Origin of the sequence: uncultured Ruminococcus sp., assembly GCF_946415235.1 — a bacterium.
Lineage (GTDB): Bacteria > Bacillota > Clostridia > Oscillospirales > Ruminococcaceae > Ruminococcus.
The window spans coordinates 20690-35094 of the sequence record NZ_CAMKRR010000006.1 but is presented as its reverse complement, the minus strand read 5'-3'; the positions used below and the strand labels follow the sequence as shown (position 1 = coordinate 35094).

General features: G+C 42.7%; 9 protein-coding genes, 2 tRNA genes and 1 riboswitch. Of the genes, 6 read left to right on the top strand and 5 right to left on the bottom strand.

What is annotated here, in order from left to right; all coding sequences use genetic code 11:
* Positions 1–24: 24 nt before the first annotated feature.
* Positions 25–1620 (bottom strand): sodium/solute symporter, encoded by a 1596-nt coding sequence (locus Q0R37_RS02970; protein ID WP_294750969.1) that lies wholly within the window; start codon positions 1618–1620, stop codon positions 25–27.
* Between the two features lie 276 nt (positions 1621–1896).
* Between Q0R37_RS02970 and Q0R37_RS02965 the strand changes: the two genes are divergently transcribed.
* From Q0R37_RS02965 to Q0R37_RS02950, 4 genes are all read left to right on the top strand, one after another.
* Entirely contained in the window at positions 1897–2625 is a 729-nt protein-coding gene (locus tag Q0R37_RS02965; RefSeq protein WP_294750967.1) for a GDSL-type esterase/lipase family protein, read from the top strand.
* Between the two features lie 380 nt (positions 2626–3005).
* Positions 3006–3683, top strand: a complete 678-nt coding sequence (locus Q0R37_RS02960) for a sugar transferase (protein ID WP_294750964.1) — start codon at positions 3006–3008, stop codon at positions 3681–3683.
* A 38-nt stretch (positions 3684–3721) separates the two neighbouring features.
* A complete protein-coding gene (locus tag Q0R37_RS02955; RefSeq protein WP_366517392.1) occupies positions 3722–4981 on the top strand; it encodes a glycosyltransferase family 4 protein in 1260 nt (419 codons plus the stop codon).
* A gap of 49 nt (positions 4982–5030) precedes the next feature.
* A complete protein-coding gene (locus Q0R37_RS02950) occupies positions 5031–6188 on the top strand; it encodes a glycosyltransferase (RefSeq protein ID WP_294750961.1) in 1158 nt (385 codons plus the stop codon).
* 40 nt (positions 6189–6228) lie between these two features.
* Here Q0R37_RS02950 and Q0R37_RS02945 read toward each other — a convergent pair.
* The 4 genes from Q0R37_RS02945 to Q0R37_RS02930 all read right to left on the bottom strand — a co-directional run bounded on the left by Q0R37_RS02945 (position 6229) and on the right by Q0R37_RS02930 (position 11830).
* A tRNA-Leu gene (locus Q0R37_RS02945) sits at positions 6229–6312 on the bottom strand.
* A gap of 44 nt (positions 6313–6356) precedes the next feature.
* Positions 6357–6433 (bottom strand) — tRNA-Pro (locus tag Q0R37_RS02940).
* Between the two features lie 119 nt (positions 6434–6552).
* On the bottom strand, positions 6553–8931 hold the full coding sequence (locus tag Q0R37_RS02935) for a clostripain-related cysteine peptidase (protein ID WP_294750958.1): 2379 nt from the start codon (positions 8929–8931) through the stop codon (positions 6553–6555).
* Between the two features lie 151 nt (positions 8932–9082).
* Positions 9083–11830 (bottom strand): RICIN domain-containing protein, encoded by a 2748-nt coding sequence (locus Q0R37_RS02930; RefSeq protein ID WP_294750955.1) that lies wholly within the window; start codon positions 11828–11830, stop codon positions 9083–9085.
* Between the two features lie 247 nt (positions 11831–12077).
* Positions 12078–12281, top strand: a riboswitch (cobalamin riboswitch).
* A 137-nt stretch (positions 12282–12418) separates the two neighbouring features.
* On the opposite strand from Q0R37_RS02930, the gene Q0R37_RS02925 reads away from it, so the two are divergent.
* Positions 12419–13450, top strand: a complete 1032-nt coding sequence (locus tag Q0R37_RS02925) for a sirohydrochlorin cobaltochelatase (protein WP_366517391.1) — start codon at positions 12419–12421, stop codon at positions 13448–13450.
* Positions 13451–13498: 48 nt separating this feature from the next.
* Positions 13499–14404 (top strand): hypothetical protein, encoded by a 906-nt coding sequence (locus Q0R37_RS02920; RefSeq protein WP_294750950.1) that lies wholly within the window; start codon positions 13499–13501, stop codon positions 14402–14404.
* Position 14405: the final 1 nt, after the last annotated feature.

The following is a 14405-nucleotide window of genomic DNA, read 5'->3' as shown; positions in this document are numbered from 1 at the left end:
GGGCTTTGGTAATTTCAATTCATCTTATTTGCTTGTAGTAAGACTGCTGAATGCGTTGTCAACTGTCTTTTTATCGGGAGCTGCTGTAAATAAGCTTACAACAGGTACGATGATAAGTGAAAGTATCATAGAAAATGCACCTGCGTTGATAGGTGATAACAGTGAAAGCGGACAGTTAAGATCAATGATCGACTGCTTGATGCCGCTGAATGCTTCTATGTTAAGGCTGAAGAGTACCATATGAATAACGCTGATGCCCACGCCTGTGATGAAGCTTGTCCAGCAGGCAGCCTTTGAGACCTTCTTCATGAAAAGACCGTAGAGGAATGGTCCGAGGAATGCGCCTGAAAGTGCTCCCCATGAGTATGACATGAGAGTGGATATGGAAGCGTTCTTGTTGCAGGCGATTATTACGGAGATAAGAAGGAAGACCGCAATAAATATTCGCATGAACATAACCTGATGCTTGTCGTCAAAGTTCTTGATACGAGGCTTGATAAGATCGTTCGTAAGAGTTGAGCTTGATGTGAGAACAAGCGATGAGAGAGTTGAAAGTGAAGCAGAAAGAACAAGTACTACAACAAGTCCGATAAGGATATTCGGGAGAGCCTGATCAAGAAGTGCAGGCACCATTGTATCGTATACAGGCTTGCCATTGACTTCTTCAATGTGTGTCTTGTCAAGATCACCGCCGAGTGTACAGTAAAGTCTTACAAATCCGCCCATGAAGTATGAGCCGCCTGCAACAACGACAGCGAAAATTGTGGAGATGACAGCGCCCTTCTTGATAGCCTGTTCGTCCTTTATAGCGTAGAACTTCTGGACCATCTGAGGAAGTCCCCATGTACCGAGTGATGTGAGGATAACAACTCCGAGCAGGTTAATGGGATCAGGTCCGAAGAGCGAACCGAGTGTACCCTTTGGAGTCTTTGCGTCGGAAATATCGTTCAGAGCGCTGAGTGCAGCTGAAAGGCCGTCTTTTTTCTGAACTGTAAGTGCTACAACGGTTCCGATTCCGATAAGCATGATTATTCCCTGGAAGAAGTCGTTGAGAGCTGTTGCCTTATAGCCGCCGAGTGTTACATAAACAGCTGAAAGAACAGCCATTGCGATGATTATGTAGGTCGCGCCGTTGTCTCCGAGGTCAAATACCATACCGAAAAGACGTGAAAGACCGTTATAGACCGAAGCGGTATAAGGGATAAGGAAGATGAAAACGATAAGAGCTGATGCTGTTTTGAGAGACTTGGAGTCAAATCTGCGCTCAAAATATTCGGGCATAGTTTTTGCACCGAGGTGATTCGTCATAAGACGAGTTCTTTTTCCTATAAGGAAGAAGGGGATAAGGCTTCCTATAATTGCGTTGCCTAATCCTATCCATGAAGCGGAAGCACCATACATCCAGCCGAACTGACCTGCATAGCCTATGAATACGACTGCTGAGAAATAAGTAGTACCGTAGGAAAAAGCTGTTAGCCAGGAGCCTACGCTTCTGCCTCCGAGCATGAAGTCCTCGGTGGATTTTGTCCGCCTTGACATATAGATTCCGATACATACCATAATAGTGACATAAATGGCAAGTATGACGAATGTAGCGGTTGTAGCGCTTTGGGATTGCATTGATATCTCGACCTTTCTGTTGCTTTACGGTTTTTTAGTTATAAATCTGTAAAGCTTTAAATTAATAAAGTGATTACCGTTCCTTATTATACTATATTATTGCAGTAATGTCAAGAGTATTTTTTCAATAAACCGCTTAAAATAGAAAAATAATTGGTTATCGCCTGCAAACAATATTAAAAAATAATGTTTATGTTTTAATGACCGAAAAACAATTGACGTGCATGAGCATTTGTGATATAATCAGTGAGTATGTTATTAATGAGGAGTTTTTTTATGAAAAACAGATGTGATTTAAATAAAAAAATTTTATGTCTCACAGTGATACTGTTTATATTATGCATTCTATTATCCGCTTTTATAGGATTTCTTTTTGTCAAACAAATGACGCCGCAGAGAATGCTTGCCAAAATAGGGTTACCGATATCTGAAGAGATCGACTATACTCTTTTAAGTTGGGAAAGTTCTTTAAATCAGCTGGAATATGATGCAGATATTGTTTTTATTGGTGACAGTCTGACGACCGATGAAAACTTTCAGGGATATTACAAAGATAAAAAAATAGTTAATCTGGGCTTATCAGGTGATTTTTTATCGGGTATACATAAGAGATCGGCTATGATCAGTCATCTTTCACCTGAAAAGATTTTTATTGAAGGCGGAGTCAACAGTCTTGGTTCATGCAGTGTAGATAATTTGGCTGAAGAGTATGAGATAATGGTCAGCGAGATAGCGGAAGATAATCCCGATGCGGAGCTTTTTATTCAAAGCGTTCTTCCTATTTCAAATAAAAAACAAAAAAGAGGATTAACAAATGAGAATATAGTCAGGTTTAATTCAAAGCTACAGGATATAGCGAAAAGACATGGTATAACCTATATTGATACACATTCTGCTTATGTGCTTTCTGGCGAAATGAACCCTGAATATACTGTGGATGGAGTCCACTTAAATGATGACTCAAAAGATTTATGGATGAAAGCTTTGAACGAGTACATTTATTGATAAAAAATGAAAAAGATAAATAATTTCTGATTATTTGCTTTATTATGTTATGTAAAGTTTTGCAATTGGACATATAAAAACAGCTTTTCCCCCTGTGGCTTCGTCACGGGGGGATATTTATGTATAATCTATGCAAAAATATGATGACCAACTACTGCTAAAACTTGCGGTATAATTATAGCAAAATAATACTTGACAGGCAATTCCGTTTATGATATTATTTTCAATTGAGAGCACTAAAAACGGACAAGATCTGCTTAATATCTACATCGTTTTACGGGAACGTGCTGTAATTTTTTCATTAAATTATTCATAGTTTGTTATCACTGAGTCAGCAGTTTAGACTATGCGAAAATTGTGTCTAATAAGGTCGGTTATTTATGGCAAGGGTTGGGGTTTTAGAAAATAATCTGAGGGAAATTGAGTTTAAAAACACTAACGACGAGAAAATCGAGTTGGAAACTAAGCCCGTCTACAGCGTTTTAAAGCGTTTGGGGGATATTGTTTTATCATTGACTGCTCTGATTTTGCTGTCTCCGTTTCTTCTTATCATTTCATTGCTTATCATGATAGAAGACAGACATTCTCCTTTTTATGTACAAAGCAGAGTCGGTTTAAACGGAAAAACCTTTAATATCTATAAATTCAGAACAATGGGTGCAAACTCTGACAGCCTCAGAGAAGAGCTGAAAGAGAGAAATGAGGATCAGGGGGCAAATTTTAAAATGTCAGATGACCCGCGTGTAACAAGGATCGGAGCATTTCTTCGCAAATACTCTATAGATGAACTCTTACAGCTGTTCAATATTTTAAAATCAGATATGTCAATTATCGGACCAAGGCCGTTCATCGCCGAAGAGCAGGTTGAACTCCCTGACGACAGGCTGCTTGTGAAGCCGGGCTTGTCATGCTACTGGCAGATATTCGGAAAAAACGATCTTACAAAAGAAGAACAGATCGAACTTGACAGAAAGTACATAAGAGAGCGTTCTGTAAAAACAGATATAAAAATATTATGGAAAACGGTATTTTGCGTTATTGGTGCGAAAAACTGCTGATGTACTTGGGAATACGGCATTGAAGAGAGGCGTTTTATATTAAAATTGTAATTGTTGGGCAGTATTATTGGCCGGAAAACTTTCTGATCAATGATATTGCAGAGGAACTTGTAAAAAGAGGGCATGATGTTACTGTCCTTACAGGTCTGCCTGACTATGCCACAAGTGTAGTCCCCGAAGAATATAAACACGGTAAGAACAGAGACGAGGTCAGGAACGGGGTTAAAATCCACCGAGTTCCTATTATAGCAAGAAGACGTGGATTTCTTTTCAGAGTTCTGAATTATTTGTCATTCTGGATTTCTTCGACTACGTACGCTCGTTTTCATAAATATGAAGCAGATGTAATTCTTTCGTATCAGACAGCCCCCATTTTCATGGGTGCCGGCGGTATAGTTCTGAAAAAGAAACTGAAAAAGCCTCTGCTTTTTTATTGTATAGACATCTGGCCCGATCAGATGAAGATATGGGGCGTAGGCAACAAGAATCCGCTTTTTTACTTGGTAAAAAAGTATTGTCAGTACGCTTACGGAAGCGGTGATCTTGTGGGAATAACCTCGAAGCCGTTTAAGAAATACCTTGTTTCGGTCAATAAGGTCGATGAAGACAAGATAGTGTATATTCCACAGCATTCTGATAAGATGCAAATTTCCGACTGCATTGCTGATAAAATCAAGGAGGAGACAGATCTTATCTTCGCAGGAAATATAGGTCAGCAGCAAAATATCGAGTGTATTCTGAAGGCTGTTGCGAAGATCAAAACAGATAAACCATTTCGTGTACATATATACGGAAACGGTACAAGCTATGATTCATGTGTTGAGCTGTCAAAAGAACTCGGTATAAGCGATACTGTAACATTTTACGGTCGTGTTCCAAAAGAAACACTCAACGAAGTATACCCCAAGATGGACGCATTTTTATTGACGCTTTGCTCAGAGTCTAAAATAGGATATGCGGCGAATACAGTTCCTGCCAAGCTGCAGGGCTATATGTCGGCAGGAAAACCGATCATAGCTGCGGTGGACGGCGGTGCAAAGGAAATAATAGAAGAATGCAGATGCGGACTTGCAGTCAATGCTGATGACGTTGACGGATACGCAAGAGCTATCACAGAATTTATTGAGCACAAAGAAAAGTATTCGGATTGCGGAGAGAGAGCTAAAAGATATTTTGAAAGCAATTTTGATAAAAAGGTTGTTATCGACAAATTAGAAAAATATCTGACTCTTTTATCAGAAAGAAAAACTGCAAATGAGATAAACAGAATCATGAGTTTGTCAGAGAGAAACTCATGATCTGTCAAAAAGACATTAATAGTCTTTTATAATTATTTTGGTGGTTAAAATGAAAATTTTATTGATAAACAGCTTCTGCGGTTCGGGAAGCACAGGTAGAATATGTACCGATATATATGACATACTGACAGGTCAGGGACATGAGGTCAGGATCGCATACGGCAGGAACACTTCACCTGAAAAGTACAGGAAAGATTCTTACAGGATCGGAACAGACCTCGATGTTAAACTTCACGGTTTAAAGGCAAGAATGTTTGATAAAGTTGGATTTGGCTCAGTGAAAGCAACAAAGAAGTTTATTGAATGGGTCAGGGAATATGATCCTGATGTTATACACTTGCACAACATACACGGCTATTATATGAATATTGAGATATTGTTTGATTATCTGAAAAGCTGTGGAAAGCGTATTTTATGGACACTTCATGATTGCTGGGCTTTTACGGGACACAGTGCATACTGTGATGCTGCCGGCTGTACAAAATGGAAGAACGGATGCGGCAACTGCCCGAATCTTAAGGAATATCCCATAGCATATACTGACGATTCATCGAATAACTGGAGACGAAAAAAAGAGATCATGACAGGTGTTCCCGATATGACGATAATTACTCCGTCAAAATGGCTTGCCGAGCTTGTTAAGGACTCCTATTTGGGTGAATACAACGTCGAGGTAATAAACAACGGCATCGACACGGATGTTTTCAAGCCAACTTATGGTGATTTTAGAGAGCGCTATCATCTTGAAGAAAAAAAGATACTTCTTGGTGTGGCAAGTGTTTGGGAAAAGCGAAAAGGACTTGATGATTTTATAAAGCTGTCAGAAATGATAGATGACAGTTACAGAATAGTTCTTGTAGGATTGTCAGATAATCAGTTGAAAACTCTGCCTGAAGGAATAATTGGTATAACAAGGACAAACAGTGTAAAGGAGCTTGCAGAGATATACACTGCGGCTGATCTATTCCTCAATCTTACTTATGAGGATAATTATCCGACCGTTAATCTGGAAGCACAGTCATGCGGCACGCCTGTTATAACATACGATACAGGCGGAAGCGGTGAATCTGTTCCCGAAAGCAATAAAATTGAAAAAGGGAACTTAAAAGAAGTGGTTAAAAGATTGGAGCTGACAGATATGAGTATCTGTGAGCCTTGCAGCAAAAATGTAAGCTATGGAAAAGTAGCGGAATTATATAATATGTAAAAATAAAGGCACGAGTTTTACTCGTGCCTTTATTTAACAGTGCCGCTGACCGGACTTGAACCGGTACGATATTGCTACCGAGGGATTTTAAGTCCCTTGTGTCTGCCAATTCCACCACAGCGGCATTAAAAAAGGTATACCGAATTGACGGTATACCGTCTTGTATATTGGTCGAGGTGACAGGATTCGAACCTGCGGCCCCTACGTCCCGAACGTAGTACTCTACCAAACTGAGCCACACCTCGACAGCAATAATATTATACTACAAATGGGGAGTATTGTCAAGTGTAAATATTTTTTGTGTAATTATTTTTATTTTTTTACAATATATAAAAAGGGCAGCTGTAAAGCTGCCCTTCAATATTTACTTGATAGTAATAGGCTCTGACCAGTAATTCTGATTGTAGATATCAGAGAAACGGTAGAGAAGGAGGCATTTGCCATCGCCGACAGGTGTATTGCTGATAGTCATATTATCTGTAACAATGACCTGTTCACCTATGAGGTAGCTGTCCTGATACTCCTGGTCATAGTTGTAGTAATCGCATATGAAATCGAGAGTATCACCGGCTTTGATCTCGGTGAGATTCTTTGCAACTGCTTCTGTTTCACCACCGACATAGTCAGTTGAAGCGCCTGCAATGATTCCGTTATCGTCGTTTGTAAACTGGATTATGAGATTTACTCTTTCACCGTTAAGGAACGCAGGAACATAACCTGTGATTATTGTATCGTTACCGCTCTTTGTTGTATCGGTGTGGTAGTAAGCAACTACATTTCCGTTGATAGAGAGCCAGTTCTTGTCAGTGTCTGCAACGAGGTTGCCGTTATCGTCAAAGTAGTAGATATTGTCAAGACCAAGATCAATATAACCCTCTCCGTCGTCGTAGAACATATTGAGGTCGAGGCTATGTACCATTTCCCACTGTGATTCGGGAAGCTTCATGGTATATGTGCCGTTCTTTTCTTCCCATGTAAGCTTTGATGAATCAAAGTAATGCGTTGAAAGGTACTGAGCTGTATCGTTGACATCCGTGTCTTCCATGAACTCTGTATTGGAAGCATCAAGACCTTCAATACTTCTGCCGCCTCCGCCAAGGAACGAAGTAAGGAGCGAACCGATCATATCAGAGCTGCCTGACGATCCCGATGAAGCTGCGCCGCCGAAGAGCGAGCTCAGTACTGAACCTGTACCGCCTGCTGCAATCTGACCGCCTGTTTCGACCTTTGCGAACTGCTTGATGCACTTTGAATACTCTGAGTCCATACCTATCTGAGAATAGGTGCTGCAAGCCTTATCTACATAGGAAGTACGCTGATACGGGAAATAGATAGATACACCGTAAGCGTTTGTCATATTAGTCGATGTACGGTTATACTTTATTGCATTTTTGAGTGATGAAGCAAGAGCCTTTGCCTCGGGAGTTCCGATATTTTCCGCAAGATTTACAAGATCGACCTGATCTATGCGTGTGCTTTCAGCAAACTCGCGTGTAGCGTATCTTGCGTTCGAGATGTCTTTATAATCGTCCTTTGCGATCTTTTCGCTGATAGACTTTGAGAATGCTGTGAGATCCTTTGGAACCGTGTTTGAGAATTCCGCAAGGTCGATGACAGAAAGAGTTGTTTTCTGACCTCTGCACTTCTTAGCACACTCTGTTACAAAATCATCAACGATATTCTTGCCTATGTCAAGAGTAGGAGCTGATGTATTGCTGCCGAGCTTTGAGAGCCAGTTTGTGTAGTACCAGCCGATACCGGGTTCTGTTTCTTCGGAAGCAATGAGGTAGTCAGCGTGCTCATTGAGCATGAGTGCTGTTTCTGCTGTTGCCATAAGACAAGCGTCAAAGCCGATGAAATCGAATTTTACTCCGCCTGCCTTGAGAGCCTGATTAACTCCCGCAAGAGACATGGAACCGCTGTTTTTGTTCTTTTCGTCGTAGCCGTAGCCTGTTACTGATCCGCCGCCGTGATCCCAGAGAATGAGTTCGTTTCTGTTTGCGGGGAAGTTCTTTGCACAGAACTGTATGAATGAAGCAAGATTGTTAGGATCAGTCATTGGCTTGCTGCCTGCGTCCTCAACGATCCTGCCGATCTGACCGTTCTTTATCTGATAGATCTGATTTACCTTGTTGCTGATACCGCTGACTTTCCACTGTGAGCATCCACCTGTGAAGATAATGACATTAACATTATCACCGAAGGTCGCACTTCTCATTTCTTCCATATCGGAAGAAGCCATGCCGTACTTTGATTCAAGGTCGGTACCGCACATATATACCATAAGAGTAACGACATCTTCACCGTTGCCCTTGATAACTGTACGCTTTTCACGGGAGCCTGTCGCAACAGATGTATCTACCGTGCTGTCACTTGTGTCGTTTCCGACTGCGGTATCCTCCGTGCTGAAATCAAATCCCGAAGGGGCTGAACCGCCTGTAAGCGAGCCGAGAAGATCGCCGAGACCACCGCCTGTACTTCCACCGCCGTTTCCGGCACCTCCGAGACCGGCGCCGCCGCCCATAAACTTCATTATAAGAAAGACAATTATAATAATTGTGATAAGACCGCCGCCGCCTGCAGCTGCTCTTTTTGCGCCGCCACCGCCGCCTGTCGAACCTCCCGAGTAGCTTCCGGAACCTACAGGTCCTGTACCGAGGCCGTCGCCTCTTCTATGTGCTCCGCTGCCGCCTGATGTGACGTTTTTACGTCTGCCCTGCGGCCTGTTCTGATTAGGATCCATATTTACCTCCATAATAGATGTATTTAGCAGAGTTATATTTCTGCATACATTTACATTTTACACATTTTAACAGAGAATGTCAAGTTAAAAGCGGTTACAAATTGGTTTTTTATCAAAAAAGTGCAGCTTTAAGGCTGCACTTTTAATATCATTATTTAATCAGAAGCTTTCTTAGGGCTACGCTGTCAAATATATCAACTGTTCCGTCCTTGTTTACATCTGCCATGTATGACTTTTTAAGTTCACCGGACTTGAGAAGGTACTTTTGCAGCATTACAAGGTCGGAAGTATTTATCTCGCCGTCGTCATTGACGTCGCCGATAATGGGAAGAACTATCCCTTCGGGGACAGACGGCTCCAGAACGAATTTATTGCTGTTTTCTTCCGACAGATTGGTAAGGCCAAATGCCGCTTTAAATTTTTCGCTCTTTCCGTTGTCAATGTATTTCCCCGACTTCATAAAAGAATACGAACCGTCCTTATTGCATATTATATTGAATTTCTGTTCATCTGAACCGCTGAATTCCCTGATAGTCAGATCATCATTGTCGGCTGTCAGAGCCTGACCCTTCTGATTTTTTATAAAATAGCTTCCGTCTGTATCCTTATTGAAAGTCCATATCTGATCGTTGATATTGTACGGAGGCGGAGCGCCTGTGGGATCGTATTCAAAAGCAAGGCTGTTCATATCGGACTGTACAGCCCTGCCGTCCATATCGCACAAATAAAGTCCGCTGTTTACACTGCGTGCCATATAGCATCCGTCGGTAACAGTCGGGTGAACAGGGGATAAGCTCCAGAGCTGACAGCCACCTTCCCAGTAGTTCCACTGATTGATATTGCCGCCGTTTTCCTTAGACCATTCATAAACGTCAAGTCCGCCTGTGTCGTTTGAGCATTTCGAGACTATACCGTAGTCAGAGCCGCACTTTTTCAGCCTGAACAACTGATTGTCCTTCCCCGTATATTTTTGGAGCTCGATATTGATACCGTCGTCGGCAGAGCTTTCTGCAACAGCGATGCACATTGTCTCATCACCTGATGATACTATTCGGCAGTAATCTTTTTCCACGGAGATAATACGCCATTGCTGAGCCCAGCTTCCGTTGCGTTCCCACTGCTGTATATTTGTTCCTTCTTCAAGCTTGCCGTTGGGGATATCTACAGCCATACCGCTGTTCTGGTTTATTATGAAGTATGATATACCACTGAGAAGCTCCGTACCGCTGAGCTTAAGAGCGTTTCCCGTACCCGAAACCGTTTCCGCTTTATTTATAAGCTGAGAATTCTTCTCCGTAAAATCAGCTATCCCTGTGCGTTCGGAACCTGTAAAGCTTTTGGTCTGTACGCCCCAAATCGTCTGATTATTGCTGCCGACAGCGGTAAATGACATTACTTTTTTTCCGTTTTCATCCTTTGCTGCAAGGAAATATCCCGAATAAAGCTGACCGCCGACAGTTATCTCAGCAGCTGCGCTGCCCTTGGACTGCATCCATTTTCCCGAAGCGTTTCCGCTGATACTTCCGTCGGAGCCGAGCTTTATTGTACTGTAATTGATTATCTTTCCGTCGGTCGAACTGCCGTGATTGATGAATTCATATTCTCCGACTATATCCTCCTCGCTGTAACCGCTATCGGAAAGCGTATCGCCCGAATATTCGTAAGGAGCGACCACTGGCCAGCCCTTTTCATTGAAGTACATCGAATGTACGCGGACCTCGTGATATTCAGCGCCGTCGTCAAAGCGGGTGTGGTATATCAGATACCATTTACCGTCATCGTCACGCAGAACGGAGTTGTGACCGCAGGCCATATATGCTTTGCTAAGCGAACTGAATTTATAATTTCCCATGACCTTAAGACCGACTGAGTCAAGATTTGGATCAGTCGGAAGTACAGCCTGACGTCCTGCGGGATCGGTGAATGGACCGAGAGGAGACAGCGATCTGAAAACACGCATATTATAACCGCCTGACGAGGTAAGTCCTCCGTAAGTCACCCACAGGTAATAGTATCCCGTGTCGGCGTTGTATTCTATGAACGGACCTTCACCTGATTTTCCGTAGCCGCCCGATATCTTTGTGCCGAAATAGCTGTCGACAATTCTTCCGTCAGAGGTCTGACCTGTGCGCGGATGGATACACTGACCTGTCTGCTTATCTATCTCAAGCGAGAAGATACCGCCCGACCATGAACCGTAGCACATATACATCTTACCGTCGGTATCGAAATATATAGTAGGATCAATAGCATTGGGGTAGAGCTGATTATTGAAGTTATCGTTCCTGAACCAGCTGCTGTTGAAAGATACTTTTCCTTCCGCTATAAGCTCGTCGATATTGGTCGAAGTATATTTTCGGTTGACGTTTTTGGTACTGCTTTTCGCATAGCTGTCGTTGTTTGTGAAGCCGGAGTAAATAAGTGTATCGACGAATGTATAAGGTCCTCCGATGCTCTTTGAGGCAGCATATGCGATAACTGAGCGCATATAAGTAGAGGAAGTGCAGAAATACATAAGATAAGCGCCTTTGCTGCCGTCACTGTTGACAAAATCACCGTCCCATACCACATCGGGCGCCCATACGGCAAATCCGCCTGCACAGTCCTCAAGGTCTTCGCCTGCCCAGTCGAAGGCTTTTTTCAGATTCTGAGAGAGATTTCCGAACTCAACATTATTGGTTTTAGCATAGCCGTTAGCGAAGCTTCTCCAGTTTATCAGGTCAGAGGAGCTTGCCGCTTCGATATGAGAACCGAAAACGTAGTATTTTCCGTCTGCCTTTACGATAGAGGGATCGTGTACGGATACCCGTGAGCCTGCGGCGGATATATTTGCACTGCTGAACGCCGAAAGCATAAGACAGCATGAGAGGGCAGCTGAGATAAGCTTTTTGAAATTCATTTTTATGACCTCCTGTAGAACATTGTTGATATTATTATACCTCTTTTTGTGCATTGTGTCAATGTGAGGAGAGTGCAATAAAGTGCTTTTACTGTTACATATCGTATCAATTTTACGTTTGTTAAAGCGAATATACATATTTGTCCTCATTTGTAAATGCTAATTTGTAAAATTCTCCGATTTTATGCCTGACTATTTGAATTTTCGGAAATCTGTGCTATAATATTCCATGTATTCATGAATAACATAATTAAATAAGGTAAGCGGTGCTTTCTTCTGTATATACAGATGAAAGGTAAAAGGGAAGCGGGTGAAAGTCCTGCACGATCTCGTCACTGTAAGCGGAGAGCGGTATCCGTGCATTCAATGCAGCCACTGAGAATATCGGGAAGGCGTGATGCTGCGTTATTATCCGTGAGTCAGGAAACCTGCCGTTTATCGGTACAGAGCGTAAGCTCAGATCACGAGGCATTGATCGTACCATAGCTCTATACGGGCTTTTTTGTCATGCCTTCCTCAAGCTTTGCGGAAGGTGTTTTTTGTGCACGATATGATGTCTCCGAAAGACAGGAGGAATAGAAAATGAATATGAAAAGGATCGTTGCAGCTGTTTCCGCTCTTGCTCTGACAGCCTGCGCTTACTCGTGCGGAAATGAAAAGAAGGACACTTCTTCCGAAAAGGCTACCGAAGCAACAACAGCCGAGGCAACTACTACAGAGGAGATCACTACCGAAGCTGAGACTACGACTGAGGCAGAGGAAGAAGATGATGAGGAAAATTACGATACAGGAGATGCTTCTCTTGATAATATCCGCAATCAGGATGAGATAGGCGATAACGAGATACTTGTTGTCAGCTTCGGAACAAGCTTTAACGACAGCCGCAGACTTACGATAGGTGCTATCGAAGATGCTGTTGAGAAGGCTTTCCCCGATTATGCCGTTCGCAGAGGATTTACAGCAAATATTGTTATCGACCATGTAAACAAGCGTGACGGTATCCTTATCGACGATATCGACGCTGCTCTCAAAAGAGCTGTTGACAACAATGTAAAGAATCTTGTAGTTCAGCCTACTCACCTTATGAACGGTATCGAATATGAGGAGATCACAAGCAAGGTCGCTAATTACTCCGATGCCTTTGAAAAGGTAGTTATCGGTGAGCCTCTCCTTACAAGCGATGATGACTTCAAGAGAGTTGAAACAGCTATCACCGACTGGACAAAGGAATATGACGACGGCGAAACAGCGATCTGCTTCATGGGACATGGTACAGGGGCTGACTCAAATGCTGTATATCAGAAAATGCAGGATCTTCTTACAAATGACGGCTTCAAGAATTATTATGTAGGCACGGTTGAAGCCGAGCCTTCTCTTGAAGATGTACTTGCAAAGGTAAAAGAGGGCGGCTACAAGAAGGTGGTTCTTGAACCTCTCATGGTAGTTGCCGGAGATCATGCAAATAACGATATGGCAGGCGATGATGAGTATTCGTGGAAGTCTGCATTTGAAGCTGAAGGCTTTGAAGTAAAATGTCTGCTCAGAGGCCTTGGTGAGAATGAGGATATCAGAACACTTTATACTGAGCATACTCAGAAAGCTATAGATTCATTAAAGTAAAAAAATACAGCCGACCATGCGTCGGCTGATTTTGTAAAAGGTGATATTATGAAAAAAGTTGCTATATTATCAGCCGCAATTCTTATTACTTCTCTGTTCGGTTCATGCTCGGACAATTCAGATTATACTGCCGAGATCAAAACCACAACAGCTCCGCAGACAACAGCAAGTGAACCAACAACCGAAACAACTGCCGAGAAAGTAACAGCTGCTCAGATTGAAGTAGGCTTTGAGGGCATGGAAGCAGTATATGCCGATTCAGTTAAATCTGGAGAATATGACATAAAAGTTGATTCAAGCTCGTCAATGTTTAAGATAACTGCCTGCAAGCTCGTCGTTGCAGACGGAAAAATGACGGCGAAAATGACAATGAGCGGCAGCGGCTACGAATATCTTTACATGGGTACTGAGGAAGAAGCGGGAAAAGCTGTCGAAAGCGACAGAATAGCTGCTGAAACGGCAGATGATGTTGTATCATTTACTGTTCCTGTGGAAGCTCTTGACAAGGAGATCGACTGCGCCGCGTTCAGCAGGCGCAAGGAGCAGTGGTATGGAAGAAAGCTGGTATTTCGTGCAGATTCGCTCCCCAAGGAAGCTTTTTCAGAGGATATGTTCGTAACTGTTGACTCCCTTTCACTTGAAGACGGTGAATACATGGTAGATGTAAAGCTGGAAGGGGGGTCGGGCAAGGCGTCGGTGCAGTCACCTGCAAAGCTTACCATAAAGGACGGAAAGGCTTTTGCTGAAATAGTATGGAGCAGCAACAAATATGATTATATGGTAGTCGGCGGCGACAAGATCATGCCTGTCAGCACTGATGAGTTCTCTGTATTTGAGATACCTGTTGAGGGCTTTGACTATAAAATGAAAATTTCGGCTGATACGACTGCTATGAGCACTCCCCACGAGATAGAGTATACGCTTTTCTTTGACTCTGCTTCCGTGAACAAGTGAA